The following is a 19,202-nucleotide window of genomic DNA, read 5'->3' on the forward strand; positions in this document are numbered from 1 at the left end:
CGCCAGTTGAAAGCTCAACTGGCGTTTTTTATTCTGTTAGGAAGCCCGAAGCCCGAAGCCCGAAGCCCGAAGCCCGAAGCCCGAAGCCCGAACTAGTAGTACGAATGTTCACCGCGTTGGTGTTCGGTCATGTCACGCACACCTTTAATTTCATCGCCCATCTGAGCGATAAGTTGTGACTCAATGCCGTCTTTTACTGTGACATCGATTTGGCTACAGCCATTACAGCCACCACCAAATTGTAGCACCGCATAACCGTCTTCTGTGATTTCCATTAGCGTACATTCACCACCATGGCCGGCTAGCTGAGGATTAACTTCTGCTTGAATAAAGTAGTTAACGCGATCAAACAAAGGTGCATCATTAGCAACTTTTCTTAGTTTTGCATTAGGTGCTTTTAACGTTAATTGTGAACCCATTTGGTCAGTAACAAAGTCAATTTCCGCTTCTTCTAAGAAAGGTTTGCTTTCTTTGTCTACGTAAGCAGAAAAACCTTCATAAGGAAATTCAGTATCTTCAGGTTCAATAGCATCAGCAGGGCAATATGAAACGCCGCACTCTGCAGAGGCGGTACCTGGATTTACAACAAAAATACGAATGTTAGTGCCGTCTGCTTGTTGCTCTAAAAGTTTGGCAAAGTGAGCTTGTGCTGATTCAGAAATATTGATCATTAGAATTACCTTACTGCTTTCGCAAAAATACTTGAGTGTTTTACTCAGGTATGTATTTTACATTGCTTTGAAAAATAGTGCTAGGGGCTGTTATCATTAGCCTCTACTATTTGGGGATAAAAAAAGAACTTTCAAGGGTTTTTGATGAATTTGAAACAAACAATCGTAACGCTTTGTTGTGCGTTGTTAGTCACGATAACACATGCTAAAACGGCGCCAGAGTTTATAGGGGCTAATCATAGCTACAATACAGACATTCCACTGCCCGCGGCTAGCTTAGGTTTTGAATTAGGTGAGCGCCATATTCGCCATGATCAACTGGTGGCATACATGGAAGCTGTGGCAAACGTTTCAGATCGCGTTAAGCTAACAGACATGGGCCGAACCACAGAGTTCCGCAAGCAATTATTGTTAACCATTTCATCACCTGAAAACTTAGCCAATTTACCAGCATTATTAAACGAGCGTAAAGATTACCAAGCGCCTTTGAAAGATAACAAATTGATCGTCTGGTTAGGCTATAGCGTGCATGGCGATGAAATTAGTGGTGCTAATGCGTCGCTAGCCGTGGTCTATCATTTCGCCGCGAGCCAAGATAAATCAGTCGATGAACTTTTAAAAGACACCATTATTGTTGTTGAGCCAAGCATAAACCCCGACGGTATGGATAGATTTGTCAATTGGGTCTACACCCACGGCGGCATTACCCCAAATGATGACGCTAATCATATTGAACATCATCAAGGTTGGCGCACAGGCCGAACCAACCACTTTGGTTTTGATTTGAATCGAGATTGGTTGTTACTCGCTCACCAGGAAACGCGCAATCGTTTAAAGTATTTCCATCAATATCGCCCACATGTGTTGGGGGATTTTCATGAAATGGGCGCTAATTCGAGCTACTTTTTTCAGCCGGGTATTCCTAGCCGAACCAATCCATTAACTTCGAAAGAAAACATTGCACTGACTAATGAACTAGCCAAGTTTCATGCCGGCGCATTAGATCAAGAAAAAAGGCTGTATTACAGCAAAGAAAATTTTGACGATTTTTACTATGGTAAAGGCTCAACTTACCCAGATATTAACGGCAGCGTTGGTATCTTGTTTGAGCAAGCAAGCAGTCGTGGTATGCAACAGCAAACGGTCAATGGCTTGCTTACCTTTGAATACAGCATCCACAATCAAGTGTTAACGTCGTTGTCTACTGTCGAAGGTGCATGGAAGAACCAGCAACGATTGAAAACGTTTCAGCGTGAATTCTACAACGGCGCAAAAGACAGAGCTGATGATGAGAAGTTTGACGGCTACATTGTTGGCAGCAAAGACACACATCGAATGACGTTGTTTTTAGATAAACTAAAACAGCATCAGATCAATGCATATCAAGTGACTAAAAGCATCACAGTTAACAAGAAAACGTATCGTTCGGACGAGGCATATTATATCCCGCTAGCGCAAGCGCAATACGGATTGATTAAAGCACTTTTTACGACCCAAAAAAGCTTCCAAGACAATACCTTTTATGACGTCTCAGGGTGGACTTTACCGCTTGCTATGGACATCCCATTTGCACAAGTAAAAAGTAGCCGCAGCGTAAAAACAGCGCAACAAGCATGGCAAAAAGCAAGTGACCTAACCCAAGATGTAGCGGCAGATGGTTATGCTTACATCTTTAACTGGCATTATTACAATTCTCCTGCGTTGCTCAATGATTTGCTAGCTAGTGGTATTTCAGCAAAAGTGGCTACTAAGTCGTTTGGCGCGGAAATAGACGGCAAAAAGCGTGTTTTTCCTGTGGGCACTGTCATGATTCCTGACGCCCTTCAGCAAAACACAGATTGGCAACAGCAGTTAATCGTTACGGCGAAACGCCATAAAGTTCCATTACAAGCATTAACGACCGGCTTTTCAACTTCAGGTATTGATTTAGGTAGCGGTTCTTTCCGCTTACTTAAGCAACCGAAAGTACTATTAGTGGGAGGTAAAGGCACATCGCAATACGAAGCTGCTGAAGTGCTTTACACGCTAGATCAGGAATGGAAAATTCCTGTCACTGTGGTTGAAAAACAGCGACTGCATCGTATAGACCTTGCTGACTATAGCCATGTTTTCATGGTGGATGGTGTTTATAGTGATGTCACCGCATCTTTAAGTAAAAAACTTGATGCGTGGGTTAAACAAGGTGGCGTTATATATGGTCAGAAACGTGCAGCACAATGGTTAGCGACAAAGGGCATGCTAGATATCGACTTTGTCTCTAAAAAGCAGATTGAAAGTGTTTTTGATACAGGCGATTTAAGCTATCAAGACAAAGAATCGCTAGCGGCGAGAAAACGCATTGCTGGTGCAATTTTTGAATCAACCATCGACCTATCTCATCCATTGGCATATGGCTTTGGTGATGCACAGTTACCGCTATTTAGAAACAGCACTTTGATAATGGAATTACCTATTAAGCCATTTAGAACGGTTGCAAAATATACAGAGTCGCCGTTAATGAGTGGCTACACCGACGAATTGCTAGTTGACCAAGTAGCAAACAATGCCGCTATTGTTGCGCATAACCATGGTAAAGGTAGAGTGGTTGCAACGGCGGATGTTCTGGCGTTTCGCGGTTACTGGCAAGGCAGTGCAAAACTATTGGCTAACATTTTGTTCTTCGGCCACGCCTTCAGCGCGAACTAAAAAGTGATTAAGCACCCTGAGTCGATACTTGGGGTGCAATGGGTAGTTTTCCTGTTATTGCTATAGCGGCGGTGACGACAATAATGTCCTTCGCCCCTGCACGCTTGAGCAATTGCGCTAGTGTGTCAACGGTAGTGCCTGTGGTGAGCACATCATCGACTAAAATAATCTTCATCGGTATGTTGTTATGACGGGCTAAGGCAAATGCTTGTTTGAGGTTGCGCCGCCGCTCTACACCACTTTTCCCAACCTGTTGTTCCGTTGCTTTTACGCGATAGCACAGCGCGTTGTTTAGCGGCAGGTCAAGCTTGTTCGCTAGATGTTTTGCCAACTCGCTGGCTTGGTTATAGCCGCGCGTACTCCAGCGATGCATATTGAGAGGCACTGATGTTACAACATAACCTTGCAACATATCTGGTGGAATAGCCGCCATACAATGGCGCGCCATCATATTACCTAGTATTGCAGCAAGTGCAGGTGAGCGTTGGTACTTTAATGCATGAAGCAGTGTTTTAGTGGGCTGTTGGTAAGGCGATAACGCAATTAACTTATTAAAGTGTTTATGGCTCACCTTTTGTTGAACATTGGGCCAATGTAATAAATCTTGATGGCACAGAGACAAATTAATACGCGGTATTTGCGAATAACAGGTTTTACACAAGCACATCGGTTGATGGCTATTTTGTTTGCAAAGCATGCATTGGCCAACGAGCGTTTTTAAACGTCTTATCCAGCGCAGCAACAAAGCATTGAGATAACGGTGATGAGTTAGCATAATCCTTATTTGTACTTGCGAGCTTGCATACATACTCGTAAGATACGCGCATTCGATCCTTGAATAAGAATAAGCATGGCAAATAAATTAAGTCTGTCCAGTTTTGGAGAAGGGCAACCGATAGTATTTATCCACGGTTGGGGATTAAACTCGGGCGTTTGGTTACCTATAGCGCAGGAGCTACAAAGTGACTTTCAGGTAATCACCATAGACTTGCCAGGCTTTGGCCAAAACCTATCTACAATACCTGCTCAGTATTCTCTGACGAATGTCGCAGAGATGATCGCTGATGCTATTCCAGACAATGCTATTTTGGTGGGTTGGTCATTGGGCGGGCTCGTGGCGACTCAGATAGCACTCGATTTTCCAAATAAGGTGAAAAAGCTTGTCACTGTTGCAAGTACACCATGTTTTGTTGAGAAGGAAGCTTGGCCGGGTATCAAGCCACATTTGTTGCAAGGTTTTCATAGCCAGTTGTCTGATGATATCGAAAAAACCTTATCGAACTTTCTAAAGATTCAAGCGATGGGTAGCCCGCAGGTGAGACAAGATATCAAACAAATTAAACAGCTTGTGATGGATTTACCTATTCCTCAAAAGAGCACATTGGATGATTCTCTTTCACTGTTAGATACAGTAGATTTAAGACAAACCTTAGTAAATGTGCAGCAGCCATTTTTGCGCCTTTACGGCAAGTTAGACAGCCTAGTGCCTAAAAAAGCAATTGCATTGATCAATGAACTGTCGCCAAAAAGCGATCATATTGTGTTTGATAAAGCCTCGCATGCGCCGTTTATTTCGCATCCAGAAACGTTTGTGGAAACCCTGAAAAACTGGATTTAGGGGTACGTTGGTTGGCAGGTATAAAAAGGGCAGCTAAGCTACCCTTTTTATTAATTCTGAAATGTCACGAAACACCCCTGGACTATCACTTCTTTAGGAGTGATACTCTCTAAAAGAAAGTCGTACAAACAGCAAGATTAAGCATTAGATCCCGTAATCTTCGCGATATTGCTTAATCGCCGCGAGGCTTTCTGTCATGTCACCTTTTTCTTCAAGGTAGGTAATTAAATCACCTAATGTCACAATCGAAATGACTTTTGTGCCAAAGTCGCGTTCAACTTCTTGAATAGCCGAAAGTTCACCTTTACCTTTTTCTTGTCTATCAAGGGCAATAAGCACACCTGAAAGCTCTGCGCCATTTGCTTGGATGATTTCCATCGATTCACGAATAGCGGTACCTGCGGTGATCACGTCATCTACAAGCATTACCTTACCTTCAAGCGCAGAACCAACAAGATTGCCGCCTTCACCATGGGTTTTTGCTTCTTTGCGATTGAAGCAATAAGGCATGTCCATATCATGATGGTCTGCAAGCGCAACGGCGGTTGTTGTAGCAATAGGAATACCTTTGTAGGCAGGGCCAAAAAGTAGATCAAAATCGATACCACTGTCAGCTAGTGCTGCTGCATAGTAGCGGCCCAACTTAGCTAAATCACCACCTGTATTAAACAAACCAGCGTTGAAAAAATATGGGCTAGTACGACCTGACTTTAAGGTAAACTCGCCAAAGCGAAGTACATTCTTAGCAAGGGCAAATTCAATAAATTCTTTTTGATAGGCTTTCATTTTTAAACTCTTTACTTAGGCAAGCGCTGCTTTTTGAATGTCGAACAATTCGTTAATACCTTGCTTAGCAAGTTGCATCATTGCATTCATTTCGTCGAAACTAAACGGCTCTTCTTCAGCTGTGCCTTGCACTTCGATAAGTTTGCCTGTGTCTGTCATCACAACATTCATGTCTGTTTCAGCAGATGAATCTTCTGCATAGTCTAAATCGGCAACAGGTTCGCCTTTGTATACGCCAACCGAGATAGCAGCAATCATATGCTTAAGCGGGTTGGTTTTGATTAGCTCTTTTGCACGCATGTAGTTAAGTGCGTCAACAAGAGCAACACAAGCACCAGTGATAGAGGCTGTTCTTGTGCCACCGTCGGCTTGAATAACATCACAATCAACTGTGATAGTGTTTTCACCTAGCGCTGATAAATCAACGGCAGCACGCAGTGAGCGCGCAATAAGGCGAGATATCTCAAGGGTACGGCCACTTTGTTTGCCACTTGCGGCTTCACGGCGCATACGGCTGTGCGTTGAACGCGGTAACATGCCATATTCAGCGGTTACCCAGCCTTTACCTTGTCCTTTTAAAAAACGTGGTACGCCTTCATCTACAGACGCGGTGCAAATGACTTTTGTATCACCAAATTCAATCAATACTGAACCTTCAGCATGAGCGGTAAACTGGCGCGTTACCGTTACAGGACGAATTTGCCCTAACGTTCTACCACTTGGACGCATGGTATCCCCTTAACAATAAAAATAAATTGCTGCGCATTATAGTCGTTTAGTCGATAAATCGCACTATAGAAAATGTTGCAGTTGTGAAATTATCTGGAGAATCTTTGGGTCATTGTTTACAGTTGAAGTAATAGTAGAGAAAAAGAGTTGGTATGAAGGCATTTTTGATGAGCATGTTAGTGCTCTTCTCCAGTAACGCATTAGCGGATGAAGTTAGCTTAGATCATGCACTACCAGAGTACAGCGTGGTTTATGATGATAAGCGCGATCCGTTTAAAGATGCAGTAGCAGCTATTGCACTCGCGCAAGCCACTAATCGTAATATATTGATCGAAATAGGCGGCAACTGGTGTACTTGGTGCCACAAAATGGATGCCTTTTTAGAAAAAAATCCTGACATCTACCAGCAGCTACACAATAACTTTGTAGTGCTCAAGGTCAATGTGAGCGACAGCAATGAAAACGAAGCCTTTATGCAATCGCTACCGCCGGTACTGGGCTATCCTCATATGTACGTGTCTAGCGCGTCAGGTAAAATGTTGCTGTCGAAAGATACGGCAGAACTGCAACAAGACGGCGCCTATTCTGCAGTGCAATGGCAACAGTTTTTAACGCAGTGGCAGGTAAGCGACAAAGCGCAAATAGCAGAGGCGAAATAATGCAAGGATTCTTTGATTCAACTTATAAAACGCCAGCCTGGTATCGCCGAAAAATAGAAAACAAGGCGCGACGCAAATTTTTAAAGTCCGCCATGGGGGCGAGTGCATTAACCTTGATGCCAGTACCTTTGTTAGCAAAGGCAAATCAAGCCAATGACCAGCGCCTTGCTACAGACCCTTGGTTAACCCTCGACAGCACCCTAAACCACCTTTTACCCCAATCAGAGATAGGCCCAAGCGCCAAAGATATCCAAGCAATCCAATATTTATTTAATGTCATTGATCAACAACCCATCGATGAAGACGAAAAAGCATTCATCTTTAAAGGTGTTGGATGGCTTAATGGATTTTGCCAAAGCAAACTCAATAAAAATTTTGTTGAGTTAGAGCAAGAAAACAAAGAAGCAATGCTGCGCGCAATTAGTGGTTCAACGGCGGGTCGAAATTGGATAAATACATTGATTAATTACCTATTTGAAGCAATGCTTTCGCCACCAGCGTATGGCGGTAACCCTAATGGTGTAGGTTGGACATGGTTGCAACATCAAGCTGGCTTTCCTTTGCCGAAAGAAGGCAGCAGATATTATGAATTGCCAACCTATCAACAGATAAAAATAAGCTTTCAACCTTGGCGTAAAAATGCACTGGCAAAAACGTCTCATCCAAACGGCAAAAAGGCGGTATAAGCATGAAACACTATGACATTTGTATTGTTGGTAGTGGCGCGGGTGCTTCCCCCATTGCCTATGAACTGGCTAAAGCAGGCGCAAAAGTTGTTGTGCTTGAAAAAGGGCCATGGCTTACCGAAAAAGAATTCTTTAAAGACGAACTGGCCATTAGCCTGCACGATGCATACAACCCATCGCTTAAAGATGAAAAGCATGTAATTGAAGAAGAATACGAAGACAACCAAGGCAACTCGTATTGGCAAGGTGAAGCTACTGACGAATCCGGTTGGAGTTTTTGGAACGGTAATATGGTCGGCGGCTCGTCTAACTTGATGAGTGGTTATTTCCACCGCTTAAAACCTGTCGATTTCAAATTAAAATCAACCTATGGCGACATTGAAGGTGCCAATATTGCAGATTGGCCGATTAGCTACGATGAGTTGGAGCCCTACTATGCGAAAGTAGAGCAGGTAGTCGGGGTGTCGGGCAAAGTGTTAAATCATCCTGCGCAGGAACCTAGATCAACACCAGATTTTCCGTTTCCGCCGTTAGCGGAACATGGCGTATCAAAATGGATAGATGAAGCGGCTGAGCGTATCGGTTTTCACAGTTTCCCTGTGCCACGTGCTGTGCTCTCAAGGCCTGCGATGGGGCGTCGTAGCTGCGAATATTCAGGTTATTGCTCAAGCTATGGTTGTTCATCAGGTGCAAAAGGTAGCGGCCGAGCGGCCTTGTTAAATCATGCGGTGGCGTCAGGCAATTGCGATATTATTCCGCACGCTAAAGTATTCCATATCGACTCAAACGAACAGGCTGATGTCACGCAAGTTAACTACTATGACAAAAAAGGCCGAAAGCAAGCGGTTAAAGCGTCATTGTATGTGGTTGCGTGCCAAGCAGTAGAAACATCACGGTTATTGTTAAGTTCAAAGAGCAAAAAATTCCCAAATGGTTTGGCTAATAACAATGGTCAGGTGGGTAAAAACCTGGTCTTTAGTGCGGGTGGCACAGGTGCAGGCGATTTTTTCTTTAAAGACTTAACCAAAGAACAAGAAGCACAACTTCGCCAAGTTGGGCCTTTTATCAATCGCGGCCTACAAGACTGGTATGAAATTAACGACAAATCATTCGTTGGCGCTAATCCCAAAGGGCAGGCGAAGGGCGGCACTATTGATTTTCTTTTTCACCAAAACCCGATTGCTCGCTCATACGGCAGCCAATGGAGTAACGACGATGAGCTAATGTGGGGCGATGATTTAAAAGAAAGCCTATTTACAGAATTTACCACCTACAAAACGCTCCGTTTTGAAGTGTTCAACGACTGGTTACCCACTGACGATTGCTTTGTTACGTTAGACGACGAAGTAACCGACAAATGGGGCGATAAAGTGGCTAAAGTGCGTATAGGGTATCATCCACACGATTTAAAAGTAGGCGAGTACATCGCCGAAAAAGGTGAAGAACTATTGCGTGCTATGGGTGCAAAAAATGTGTATTCGTCAGTCAGTGGTTATCCACCCTCTAACTTAATGGCGGGTGGTTGTCGTTTTGGCGATGACCCAAAAACTACGGTACTTAACAAAGACTGTCGCGCGCATGAAGTGAGCAACTTATATGTGACAGACGGCTCTTTTATGCCAACCGGTGGCAGCGTGCCCTACACCTTCACTATTTATGCCAACGCTTTTCGCGTTGCCGACAAAATAAAAACACATTGGCAAAATAAAAACAAAGGACAAAACAATGTTTAATCAAAAATTGTATGTGGTTGCCTTTGCAACCATACTAACAGCAGCGTGTGGTTCAGATTCCTCCTCTAGTGATCCACAACCTATGGCTCCTGACTTATCGCAAGGTTTGTTTGTTGATGCCAAGGTTACAGGTCTTAAATACGACACGGCAACACAATCGGGCTTTACCGATGAGGGCGGCTACTTTAACTATATTGCTGGTGAAGACGTAACCTTCTCTATCGGTGGTATTCGTTTTCCAACCGTTGCAGCTAAAGAGTTACTCACTCCGTTAGATTTGTTTAATACGGACAACATCGACGATATAGAAGTGCTTAATACCATACGTTTGTTGCAATCACTTGATGATGATGGTGATTTATCTAACGGCATTCAAATCCCTGAAGTGGTGCATCAATTAGCAAGTACCATAAGTATAGACTTTAACGATCCCAATTTTATCGACGAATTGTCTGAGTTAATTGAACTAAGTGGCGTGATGAACACCGGCTTCGTTTCACTTGCGGAAGCTAAAGCACACTTTTTAGATACATTGGCACAATATGACATTACGCCGGCGCAAAACTGTGGCTCTGACCATCCTATGGTGGGTTATAGCGGTACCTTCACCACCTTTTCACACGACGTTGCCGGTACAGCAACCATCGTGGACAATTGCACCATTGAAGTGACCAATTTCAGCTACGACGGTGGTGGCCCGGATGTCTATTTTTACGGCGCAATTGACCATGCCTATGCGGGCGCGGACGCCTTTTCTATTGGCACACAACTAACCGGTACTGTATTTAACGACGACACTGTTGTTTTGAATTTACCTAGCAGTAAGTCGTTAGATGATTTGAATACCTTAAGCGTTTGGTGTGTCGACTTTAGCGTCGATTTCGGCTCATTGCGCTTTGAAGCCAGTCAATAGCGCAAATTTCACTGGTTATCACAAAGGCTGTCGTGCATAATTTAGCAAGCTTAAATAAACAATAGGTTTGTACATGATCCACAGCATGACAGCATTTGCTCGCACAGAAGTAAAAGGCGAGTGGGGCAACGCCATTTGGGAAATCCGCAGTGTTAATCAACGTTTCCTGGAAACGTATTTTCGTCTGCCAGAACAGTTTCGCGGTATGGAGCCGGTGTTACGAGAGCGTTTTCGTAAAGCATTAGCGCGCGGTAAAGTGGAATGTTCATTGCGTTATAACGCGAATGCGTCTGCTAAAGGCAACCTAAACCTCAATCAAGACATGGCGATGCAACTTATCAAGCATGCCAATTGGGTCAACGAGCAAACCTTAAATAGTCAAATTAATCCGGTTGAAATCATGCGCTGGCCAGGCGTTATGGAAGCCGAAGAAACCGATATGACAGAAATCCAAGCGCAGCTGCTTGGCGCTTTTGATCAAGCCTTAAAAGATTTTATCGCCGCTCGTGCTAGCGAAGGTAAGAACATGAAGGAACTTATCGAACAGCGTTTAGATGCCATTATCGTGCAGGCGGAAACCGTTAAAACACAAATGCCAGAAGTGGTTAAGTGGCAACGTGAAAAAATCATCGAAAAGTTTAATGACGCTGGTATCGAACCAGATTCAACGCGTTTAGAGCAAGAATTAGTATTGCTGGCGCAGAAAATGGATGTAGACGAAGAAATCGATCGCCTATTCAGTCATGTTAAAGAAACTCGCAATATTCTCAAAAAAGGTGGCGCACAAGGCCGCCGTTTAGACTTCATGATGCAAGAATTTAATCGCGAAGCTAACACCCTTGGCTCTAAATCTATCAACGCTGACATCACCAACGCCGCTGTTGAATTGAAAGTACTGATTGAGCAGATGCGCGAGCAAATTCAAAATATCGAATAATAGCAGGGAGGCGATTGGCCTCCCTTCTTTTTACCTACTTTAAAATTGTTGATTGTTAACAAAATAAAACTGCGTTAATCTAACCTGATACAAATAAAATTAAAAATAGGTTGGTGACATGGAAAAGTGGCGGTTATCTAATGGGTTAAATGTGGTGCTTGTGCTGATGTTGGTATTGGCCTGTGTTTCTTGCAAAGAAAATAGAAGCCAACCGCTATTAGAGGTACCTTTAGGCTCATATGAAACTACAACATTTCAAAGCGGCGATGCGTCATTCTATCGGGTAGAGTTGACTGCACAAACAACTGGTGACTATGCCCACGTATCGCTGCAAAGCAATGGATTGTTGCTAATCGATAACCTGGTTCTCCCTAACAACATAGCGCCGCACAAACTCTCTGCGATAATCCAATTAACGCCTAATACTGCGCACCAATTTGATTGGTCTGCGTTCGCCGCGCCGATCACACTGACGGATATAAAATTTACGCCAATAACAGATACATCGTTACCAAAATTTAAAGATATCTCAGAGCAAGCGGGATTAGAAAAAGCTGATTCAATTAAATACGGCGGTCCTACAATTGCTGATATTGATCAGGATGGTGATTATGACTTCATCGTTAATAATCACAACGCGGAATCGAGCAAACTATATTGGAACAATGGTGACGGCACGGTTACTAAGCATAATCAGAATCTTGCACGTTGGTTCATGCATGATTTGCATGGCACAGCCGCAGCTGATTATGACAAAGATGGTGATTTGGATATTGTAGTCACTATGGGTGGTGGTAATGGTACTAACCCGTCAAAAGCCAATTTTTATAAAAATGATAACGGCAATCTCGTGTTATATACAGGTGATGTGGGGATAGATCGTGGTGGGCGTGGACGCGGTGCTCGTTGGTTAGACGCTGACATGGACGGCGATTTAGATTTACTGCTTTTTAATGAAGCAAGTCTTACTAAAAGTAAGCCACAACATTACTTTTATGAAAATACAGGCGATGGCACATTTAGCTTTCGCGATGTCGCAGATATTCAAGATGTTGAACCTTCACGCGTGTTGGTGACTGATATCAACAATGACCAGATCAGCGATATTATTTTCTATGGTCATCATGCACCTTCACTATGGATAGGCAACGGTGACTTCACTTATAAAAATGCTACTTATCAATTTCCTGAACAGGTTCAGGTGTTCAACGACGTGATGGCGATTACCGATATCGATATAGATAATGATGGTGATCTAGATTTGTATTTAGCGCGTGGCAAAGAATTTGGGTTGGGCAACCACCCGTCGCTAGACCATGACGCGATAAACATGGAAATGGATTTTAAGCCTCGTGCTAGCAAAGGCAAAGAAATCATAAATTTTGAAGCACCGAATAGTATTAGATTCTATAAGTATCGATTTTTGGCTCAAGGTATATACCGCGACAAAGACTATCCAATGTTCTTAGGTAGCGATAAGCAAAGATATGTACCTAAACTTGGCGAAGATATTCAAATATCGCAAAAACAAGCGCAGGGTTGGCCTGAAGATATATCAAAAGATGGAATGTATTTTGGTTATTTAGGCGAGCAACAATGGCGTTTGGCGATAGTAAGAAACGGCGATATTTTTTGGGGGTTTGGTTTTAGCTTGTCAGGTGTAAGTACCGTTTCACCAGAGTTTTCACCAGAAAATAGAAATATTGCAGATGTTTTACTGCGCAACGACAACGATAAGTTTATTGACGTATCTGAGCAATGGAACATTCCTAAGGGGGTAAACTCTTTAGGAGTTACACGAAGCGATTTTAATAATGATGGTCTTCAAGACTTGCTAGTGTATCGCTGGGGAAGAATAGGGCAACGTATCTCGGATCTTTTACTGATAAACACAGTTGATAATAAATTTGAATCAATGACACAACATGGCGCTAATGATGTTGGTGGACCAGGCAATGGCGATATGGGACAAGCCTTTGATTTTGATTTAGACGGAAATATCGACGTGCTTAGCGGTAGTGAAGGGGGGCAATGGTACTTGTATCGCAACCAAGGTGGTATGGGGAATTATGTATCAGTTCGAGTTAGAAATTCGCCGCAAAAAAATATAGACGCTTATGGCGCGCAAGTTTTGGTAGACACAAATGATACGCGTTTTACTAAACGAGTAAGTTCGCGTGGCGAAATATTTTCACAGAGTAAGATGGATATTGTGCACTTTGGTCTAGCCAACGCGCAAAACATAAAGCGAATAAGTGTGCGCTGGCGCAATGGCGAAACAGTCGAATTTACAGACAAAGCGGTAAATCAGTTGCTAGATACTAATGCTGTTGACCCAAAAACTATGACATTCAAACAGAACGACATTGAGCTTAGAGTTGGTGCTGCTTTTCCGCTTACCGTGAACGTTACTCCAGCAAATGCAAATCGCGCGGTTGCTTGGTCAAGTAACAACACATCGGCGGTCACTGTTGACGATAAAGGTGTCATTCGCGCGCAAGGAAAGGTGGGTGAAAGTGCCGTTATTTCAGCAATGAGTGTGGCAAACAAGATGACCAAAGATGTAAATGTTGTATTAGTTGATTGGCATGAAAAGCCGGTAGAAGAGATTTCAATTTTATCAATAGATAGTCCTATTTATACTGGTGAAAGGTTGGTTTTAGATGCTGATATTTTACCCATTGATGCCGATAATGCTTCACTTGCGTACACATCAAGTGACCCGAGCATTGCTTCAGTAGATAATCGTGGTTTAGTTACAGCGATATCACCTGGAGAGGCAGTTATTAGCGTCGCAACCTTATCGGGCGCTAGCGCTGAAACATCGATTCGCGTTGAAGCATTAATTATGCCTTTTGTTGAGATAACGAATGCCAATGAACTAAAGCAAGCGTTAAGTTCAGCACAAGATGTTACTGTAAAAGTTAAATATCATGCGGGATCTGGTAATTCAGTTATTTCTTCCGACGAAGGGGGGTTGCGTTTTTGGCTACGTCATTTTAAGTACAAATGGATTCCAGCTAAAGACATTGAACTGATAGATACTTCTGTACTCAATACCACTTCCGGTAGCAGTGAAATGACGTTTTCGCTAAAAGGATTAACGCCAACAACAGATCTACCTGCAGGACACTTTTATCAATTTAGAGTGTCGTTTACTAATAGCAAAGGACAGATGATAGACAGTCATATTTACCCGATAAACATCGTAAAATAGTTGGCAAATAGTTGGGGAGCAGCATATTCAGCTCCCCAATTAGAATTATTTGATTCTTCCTCTATTACCGCGTTCGGCATTCTTTTGCATTTTTAGCGCGATCACTTTTTCCATATCGATACCTTGCCAATGAGCAAGGTCTAGCACACGCAGTATGATATCGGCGAGTTCTTCGCCAAAGTGTTCGGTAGGTGTGTCGCCACGACATTCATTAACCGCTTCGCCTACTTCAGATGCGATAAGTGCTAACGCTTCTAACGGCGTTTTGTTGTGCCATCCCATGGCTTCTACCCAGTCATAATTTGCTTTTGCTATGTCGTTAATGTTCATTGATTCGCTGATCCTATAGAAAGACATACTCGTCACAGATTACTTAATGTCTTACTAGGTTAACAATAATTAATTTCTATTAGTATTTGTTTCATACGATTGTTTTATATGGCTTTTATCCAACTCAATCTTATTTCTACGAAATAGTTAGTAGAAATTTCTGGTGTCTATGCACAATACTGGCTAAACTTTAGTATTAACAGAAACAAAGTTTTATCTGGAAAAAATATGACTAAGAATAAATATCTCATTCCTTTGCTATTGAGCGCGGGTCTACTTGCTGCTTGTGATGATTCTGACTCTCAATACACTGATTTCAACCTTGCTATTAGTGACGCGCCAGTAGACGACCTTACTTCAGTAATTGTCTGTTTTAATGCGGTTGAATTGAATGGTCAAAGCGATCTCACCTTTGAAGTAGGTCAAGACGAAGCGGCTATCGCTGCGAATGACATTTGTAAAGATGAGCAGGGAAACACAATTCCGAACACAGTAGGAATAGACTTGTTCGAATATACCGGAATGGATGCTATCTCTTTTATATCATCTGCACAAATTGAAGCAGGCGAGTATAGCCAACTTAGGTTGCAGATGTCGCCAGGTTCTTATGCGATTATTAAGGGCACAGAAAATACTGACAATGTTGAAACTGTGCCGGTTGTGGTGCCGTCAAATGAGCTTAAATTAGATGGCTTTACCGCAGCAATTGGAGGCGTATTGAACTTCACAGTGGAATTTGATTTGCGCCAAGGTATGACAAATCCTGTGGGCAAAGAAGAGTACTTTTTAAAGCCTAGAGCTGTTCGTTTGGTTGATAATAGTGAAATTGGTCATATAACGGGCGATGTAGCAGAGTCATTTTTACTTGATAATAGTTGCCGATATGCGCCTGCAGATTTAACTGAGCCGGTAGCCGCTGTATATTTATTCGAAAATGCGGATGTTGCATTAGAGGATTTGGCAGATCATGGTGGTGCCGAGTCAGAACAAGCTTTGACAAGCGTCGGTGTTTTTTACGATGGTGTTGATAGTTACAATTTTGAAATTGGTTATGTTAATGCAGGTACTTATGGCATAGCAGTGACTTGTGACACTACTGACAACCCAGAAGAAGATGATGTTGTAGAATTTTTAGAGCTTAAAGCGATTGATGTATTAGAGTCTAATGAGCCTACAAATGTGACATTCGGCTTATAAATAATTCATTATTGGGGCGGAGAATACTCCGCCCCAATTGTATTAAAAGCCTAATGGAATACCAAAGGCAAAGAATGCGACCAATAATGCCGTCCAAAATACTAAGAAGACGATAGAATACGGCATCATCATGATGATCACATCGCCAAAACTTAAGTCTTTTTTGTACTTACGCATAAAGGCTAAGATTACACCAGCGTATGTCATCATTGGTGTAATGATGTTGGTGGATGAATCTGCCACACGATAGGCAGCGGCTACTAAATCTGGTGTCATTGCTGGGTTTACTTGATACAGCATGGGTACAAAAATTGGTCCTAATAACATCCATTTTGAGGTTAAACCGCCAACAAAAATATTGATAAATGCTGTGGTAATAACAAAACCAATAATTAGTGCAATAGGGAAATGTTGTAAACCAAGGTTTTCCAGGAACGTTGCGCCTAAGTATGTAATGTAAGTACCCAAACCTGAGTAGCCTAATAAACCAAGGAAGTTATAACAAAAGAAGGTTAGTACTAAAATATAGCCCATGGTATTCATTTGCCCAACCATGGCATGTACCACATCAATTAACTTTTTAAACTTGCCTGTTGCGTACCCAAAGAATACACCAACCATGATAAAGACAAGTGAGATAAGCAAAATCACATTGTTAAGGTAAGGGTTTACTGTTTTGCCTGCATCATCGACATAAGGTGCAAGCGGGCCATATGCTAGACCTACAATAATACCTAGTGAAAGTAGCAACCCTAGAAACGCTGCTTTAAGGCCTTTTTCTTCTTTTTCAGAAACGGAAAAGTCAGATAAGTCGATATCTTCTGGCAACTCATACGACATCTTCTCTAATCGAGGGGCAACAAATTTATTAGTAACCCATGCGCCTAACCCCACTAAAAGGAAAGTAGAGACAAAGATAAAGTAGTAATGCATGGTTGCTGGCGTAAGCGGTTTGCCATCGCTTGATTCAAATGGTACGCCTTGCGCTTCTGCGAAAATTTGCGCGTTCATACCTAGAATCACATCTATAGGCGTTGCTGGGATCAGGTTAGCACTAAAGCCTGCTGATACACCGGCAAATGCTGCAGCCATACCAATGAGTGGATTTTTGCCTAGACCGGCATAGAGTAAACCAGCAAGTGGTATCAATACCAAGTAACCGGCGTCGGTGGCAATAGAACTCATAATGCCAAGGAATACTAACGCAGGAGCTAGATATTTCTCGTTAAGGCGCGTACCAAGTTTCTTAATGAGTACACCTAAAAGCCCTGACGATTCAGCTACACCAACACCTAGCATGACGATTAAGATAACCCCTAAAACACCGCCACCAAAGCCAAGCCAGTTTTTCAATAAGGCATTGTCAAACAGCCAGCGGGTGTGTTCAGCTTCTCCCATGTTTTTGATGGTGTGAGTGATTTCTGAGCCGTCAGTGCTCAAGGTTTTAAATTCTAATCCACCAATAAATAGGGTAAGGATAAAAGCAAAGGCAAAGAACCAAATAAATATCACGACAGGATCAGGTATTTTATGCCCGATTTTTTCTATCAGTGCGATGGCGCCTTTCGTTTCAGGTTGCGTGTTTTGCGAATCTGCCATAGGAATATATCTTGTTGTAGTCATTATTTTTAGCGAAGTCCATAGTGCCAATTTGTGCTTAAACACGCAAGGGAGTAATCGTTAGTGATATGTAAAGTCTGATCTACACCGCAAGTTGTTGCGTAAAAAATAGACAGTTTCAAATTACGCTAACTAGGTCGGGAGAATCGTATGGATTTGTTTATCGCATCGCTTGAAGGCAACAACTACATTGTCGAAACAGGTGACCATAATGGTCGTACACTGCTCAAAGATGCTAACCATCAACCAATGCAATTTAACAACATTGCGGGTATAAAAGCGCATTTTAACGCGGCGCAGTTTAATGAAGTATGGTTAGAACAATCAACGCCTTATGAAGAGATGTGTGGTTTGCCAAGTTCTAACGAGAAGCTACGCATCAAACTGAATTGGTGATAATCAGCGCAGATCAGGCATGATTGTTCTTAATATGAAACAATGCTTTGCTACTTTGCCTATTTTTCCTTTGCTTCTTTGCCCCTATACTGCTTCACATAGATAGTGAAATACGTGGAGTAGAAATGAAAGTTATCCAAGTACGCAAAGCCTCGCCTACTCAAGATGGTGCCGGCGTAAAAATATCACGCGTTGCCGACTTCTCTGGCGCTATGCTAGATCCATTTTTAATGATAGACGAACTTAAAAGCGACGACAACGCAGACTTTATCGGCGGTTTTCCACCGCATCCGCATCGCGGCATTGAAACTTTCACCTATATGATTAAAGGTGGTTTTGAGCACCAAGACCATATGGGCAACAAAAAAGCAATTCGTGGCGGTGATGTGCAGTGGATGAGTACCGGTTCTGGTGTCATCCATTCCGAAATGCCCTTGGCTACAGATGAAGGCATGCATGGCTTTCAAATCTGGTTGAATATGCCAGCGAAAGACAAAATGCGTGCCGCCATTTATCAAGATTCTGTTGATTCACCATTACCTGAGTTGGTTGATGAACAGGGCAGTAAGTTAAGAGCACTTGCAGGTCAATGGCATTTTGCCGGGCAATCAGTAACTTCACCGCTAAAAGAGTTGTCATCGGGTGGAGCTATTGCCGATTTAACCTTGGCCGCAAACGGCACGGCAGAGTTTGATTTGTCTGATTATGATTTGGCTATGGCCTATATCCATACCGGCAGTTTAGATACTGCTAACGGCGGACGTGGCCATATGTTAGTGCTCGACTCGCAATCGGCGATTCAATTAGAGGCCAGCGCACAAGGCGCAGGTGTACTGCTTTTTGCAGGTAACAAAATAAACGAAAAAATTGTGCATTACGGCCCATTTGTGATGAACACCCATCAAGAAATAGAACAAGCTATTGCTGACTATCAATCAGGAAAAATGGGGCGCCTTAGTTTATAGAAGCACTACAAACAGTAATAAAGCGTGGCTAATTGCCACGCTTTTTTGTATGTTGATAAA

At 42.7% G+C, this 19,202-nt stretch carries 17 protein-coding genes; 11 read left to right on the top strand and 6 right to left on the bottom strand.

Features of this window, described 5'->3' with window-relative positions; all coding sequences use genetic code 11:
• Nucleotides 1-92: 92 nt before the first annotated feature.
• Nucleotides 93-671, bottom strand: a complete 579-nt coding sequence (gene nfuA / locus QUD85_RS01410; protein WP_093331971.1) for a Fe-S biogenesis protein NfuA — start codon at nucleotides 669-671, stop codon at nucleotides 93-95.
• A 144-nt stretch (nucleotides 672-815) separates the two neighbouring features.
• Here nfuA and QUD85_RS01415 point away from each other — a divergent pair, with 144 nt between their 5' ends.
• Nucleotides 816-3,356, top strand: coding sequence for a M14 family zinc carboxypeptidase (locus QUD85_RS01415; RefSeq protein ID WP_093331969.1), 2,541 nt, complete (start codon nucleotides 816-818; stop codon nucleotides 3,354-3,356).
• Between the two features lie 7 nt (nucleotides 3,357-3,363).
• Here the strand turns inward: QUD85_RS01415 and QUD85_RS01420 are convergent, their stop codons facing one another.
• Complete coding sequence (locus tag QUD85_RS01420; RefSeq protein WP_177168935.1) at nucleotides 3,364-4,131, bottom strand: ComF family protein; 768 nt, start codon at nucleotides 4,129-4,131, stop codon at nucleotides 3,364-3,366.
• A 75-nt stretch (nucleotides 4,132-4,206) separates the two neighbouring features.
• Here QUD85_RS01420 and bioH point away from each other — a divergent pair, with 75 nt between their 5' ends.
• Nucleotides 4,207-4,974, top strand: a complete 768-nt coding sequence (gene bioH, locus QUD85_RS01425) for a pimeloyl-ACP methyl ester esterase BioH (RefSeq protein WP_093331964.1) — start codon at nucleotides 4,207-4,209, stop codon at nucleotides 4,972-4,974.
• Between the two features lie 144 nt (nucleotides 4,975-5,118).
• On the opposite strand, the gene pyrE is transcribed toward bioH, so the two are convergent.
• Together pyrE and rph are read right to left on the bottom strand one after the other, a co-directional pair.
• On the bottom strand, nucleotides 5,119-5,760 hold the full coding sequence (pyrE, locus tag QUD85_RS01430; RefSeq protein WP_093331961.1) for an orotate phosphoribosyltransferase: 642 nt from the start codon (nucleotides 5,758-5,760) through the stop codon (nucleotides 5,119-5,121).
• Between the two features lie 15 nt (nucleotides 5,761-5,775).
• Nucleotides 5,776-6,489 carry a ribonuclease PH gene (gene rph, locus QUD85_RS01435; protein WP_093331958.1) on the bottom strand — a complete coding sequence of 238 codons (714 nt, stop codon included), beginning with the start codon at nucleotides 6,487-6,489 and terminating at the stop codon, nucleotides 5,776-5,778.
• Nucleotides 6,490-6,641: 152 nt separating this feature from the next.
• Between rph and QUD85_RS01440 the strand changes: the two genes are divergently transcribed.
• The 6 genes from QUD85_RS01440 to QUD85_RS01465 all read left to right on the top strand — a co-directional run bounded on the left by QUD85_RS01440 (nucleotide 6,642) and on the right by QUD85_RS01465 (nucleotide 14,634).
• A complete protein-coding gene (locus QUD85_RS01440) occupies nucleotides 6,642-7,148 on the top strand; it encodes a thioredoxin family protein (RefSeq protein ID WP_093331955.1) in 507 nt (168 codons plus the stop codon).
• Nucleotides 7,148-7,834, top strand: a complete 687-nt coding sequence (locus QUD85_RS01445; RefSeq protein ID WP_286219618.1) for a gluconate 2-dehydrogenase subunit 3 family protein — start codon at nucleotides 7,148-7,150, stop codon at nucleotides 7,832-7,834. The genes QUD85_RS01440 and QUD85_RS01445 overlap by 1 nt, the downstream gene beginning before the upstream one ends.
• Nucleotides 7,835-7,836: 2 nt before the next feature.
• A complete protein-coding gene (locus tag QUD85_RS01450) occupies nucleotides 7,837-9,567 on the top strand; it encodes a GMC family oxidoreductase (RefSeq protein ID WP_093331950.1) in 1,731 nt (576 codons plus the stop codon).
• Nucleotides 9,560-10,480, top strand: coding sequence for a DM13 domain-containing protein (locus QUD85_RS01455; RefSeq protein WP_093331947.1), 921 nt, complete (start codon nucleotides 9,560-9,562; stop codon nucleotides 10,478-10,480). The genes QUD85_RS01450 and QUD85_RS01455 overlap by 8 nt, the downstream gene beginning before the upstream one ends.
• A gap of 73 nt (nucleotides 10,481-10,553) precedes the next feature.
• A complete protein-coding gene (locus QUD85_RS01460; RefSeq protein ID WP_093331945.1) occupies nucleotides 10,554-11,417 on the top strand; it encodes a YicC/YloC family endoribonuclease in 864 nt (287 codons plus the stop codon).
• 118 nt (nucleotides 11,418-11,535) lie between these two features.
• Nucleotides 11,536-14,634, top strand: a complete 3,099-nt coding sequence (locus QUD85_RS01465) for an FG-GAP-like repeat-containing protein (RefSeq protein WP_093331942.1) — start codon at nucleotides 11,536-11,538, stop codon at nucleotides 14,632-14,634.
• A gap of 45 nt (nucleotides 14,635-14,679) precedes the next feature.
• On the opposite strand, the gene QUD85_RS01470 is transcribed toward QUD85_RS01465, so the two are convergent.
• Nucleotides 14,680-14,964: a MazG nucleotide pyrophosphohydrolase domain-containing protein gene (locus tag QUD85_RS01470; protein ID WP_218139608.1), complete on the bottom strand. Its 285-nt coding sequence runs from the start codon at nucleotides 14,962-14,964 to the stop codon at nucleotides 14,680-14,682.
• A gap of 228 nt (nucleotides 14,965-15,192) precedes the next feature.
• Here QUD85_RS01470 and QUD85_RS01475 point away from each other — a divergent pair, with 228 nt between their 5' ends.
• Entirely contained in the window at nucleotides 15,193-16,161 is a 969-nt protein-coding gene (locus tag QUD85_RS01475; protein WP_093331938.1) for a DUF4382 domain-containing protein, read from the top strand.
• 42 nt (nucleotides 16,162-16,203) lie between these two features.
• Here the strand turns inward: QUD85_RS01475 and QUD85_RS01480 are convergent, their stop codons facing one another.
• On the bottom strand, nucleotides 16,204-17,760 hold the full coding sequence (locus QUD85_RS01480) for an AbgT family transporter (RefSeq protein ID WP_093331935.1): 1,557 nt from the start codon (nucleotides 17,758-17,760) through the stop codon (nucleotides 16,204-16,206).
• Between the two features lie 171 nt (nucleotides 17,761-17,931).
• Here QUD85_RS01480 and QUD85_RS01485 point away from each other — a divergent pair, with 171 nt between their 5' ends.
• Both QUD85_RS01485 and QUD85_RS01490 read left to right on the top strand, forming a co-directional pair.
• Nucleotides 17,932-18,177, top strand: a complete 246-nt coding sequence (locus QUD85_RS01485) for a DUF6482 family protein (protein ID WP_093331933.1) — start codon at nucleotides 17,932-17,934, stop codon at nucleotides 18,175-18,177.
• Nucleotides 18,178-18,302: 125 nt separating this feature from the next.
• Nucleotides 18,303-19,142 carry a pirin family protein gene (locus tag QUD85_RS01490; RefSeq protein WP_093331929.1) on the top strand — a complete coding sequence of 280 codons (840 nt, stop codon included), beginning with the start codon at nucleotides 18,303-18,305 and terminating at the stop codon, nucleotides 19,140-19,142.
• The last annotated feature ends 60 nt before the right edge of the window (nucleotides 19,143-19,202 follow it).

This window comes from Thalassotalea agarivorans (assembly GCF_030295955.1).
Lineage (GTDB): Bacteria > Pseudomonadota > Gammaproteobacteria > Enterobacterales > Alteromonadaceae > Thalassotalea_D > Thalassotalea_D agarivorans.

Excerpts from the sequence above, each read along its gene's own strand:
- QUD85_RS01455 (WP_093331947.1), top strand. The coding sequence starts at position 9,560 with ATGTTTAATCAAAAATTGTATGTGGTTGCCTTTGCAACCATACTAACA.
- QUD85_RS01445 (WP_286219618.1), top strand. The coding sequence starts at position 7,148 with ATGCAAGGATTCTTTGATTCAACTTATAAAACGCCAGCCTGGTATCGC.
- pyrE (WP_093331961.1), bottom strand. The coding sequence starts at position 5,760 with ATGAAAGCCTATCAAAAAGAATTTATTGAATTTGCCCTTGCTAAGAAT.
- QUD85_RS01415 (WP_093331969.1), top strand. The coding sequence starts at position 816 with ATGAATTTGAAACAAACAATCGTAACGCTTTGTTGTGCGTTGTTAGTC.
- QUD85_RS01470 (WP_218139608.1), bottom strand. The coding sequence starts at position 14,964 with ATGAACATTAACGACATAGCAAAAGCAAATTATGACTGGGTAGAAGCC.
- QUD85_RS01420 (WP_177168935.1), bottom strand. The coding sequence starts at position 4,131 with ATGCTAACTCATCACCGTTATCTCAATGCTTTGTTGCTGCGCTGGATA.
- rph (WP_093331958.1), bottom strand. The coding sequence starts at position 6,489 with ATGCGTCCAAGTGGTAGAACGTTAGGGCAAATTCGTCCTGTAACGGTA.
- nfuA (WP_093331971.1), bottom strand. The coding sequence starts at position 671 with ATGATCAATATTTCTGAATCAGCACAAGCTCACTTTGCCAAACTTTTA.
- QUD85_RS01440 (WP_093331955.1), top strand. The coding sequence starts at position 6,642 with ATGAAGGCATTTTTGATGAGCATGTTAGTGCTCTTCTCCAGTAACGCA.
- QUD85_RS01485 (WP_093331933.1), top strand. The coding sequence starts at position 17,932 with ATGGATTTGTTTATCGCATCGCTTGAAGGCAACAACTACATTGTCGAA.
- QUD85_RS01480 (WP_093331935.1), bottom strand. The coding sequence starts at position 17,760 with ATGGCAGATTCGCAAAACACGCAACCTGAAACGAAAGGCGCCATCGCA.
- QUD85_RS01460 (WP_093331945.1), top strand. The coding sequence starts at position 10,554 with ATGATCCACAGCATGACAGCATTTGCTCGCACAGAAGTAAAAGGCGAG.
- QUD85_RS01475 (WP_093331938.1), top strand. The coding sequence starts at position 15,193 with ATGACTAAGAATAAATATCTCATTCCTTTGCTATTGAGCGCGGGTCTA.
- QUD85_RS01450 (WP_093331950.1), top strand. The coding sequence starts at position 7,837 with ATGAAACACTATGACATTTGTATTGTTGGTAGTGGCGCGGGTGCTTCC.
- bioH (WP_093331964.1), top strand. The coding sequence starts at position 4,207 with ATGGCAAATAAATTAAGTCTGTCCAGTTTTGGAGAAGGGCAACCGATA.
- QUD85_RS01490 (WP_093331929.1), top strand. The coding sequence starts at position 18,303 with ATGAAAGTTATCCAAGTACGCAAAGCCTCGCCTACTCAAGATGGTGCC.
- QUD85_RS01465 (WP_093331942.1), top strand. The coding sequence starts at position 11,536 with ATGGAAAAGTGGCGGTTATCTAATGGGTTAAATGTGGTGCTTGTGCTG.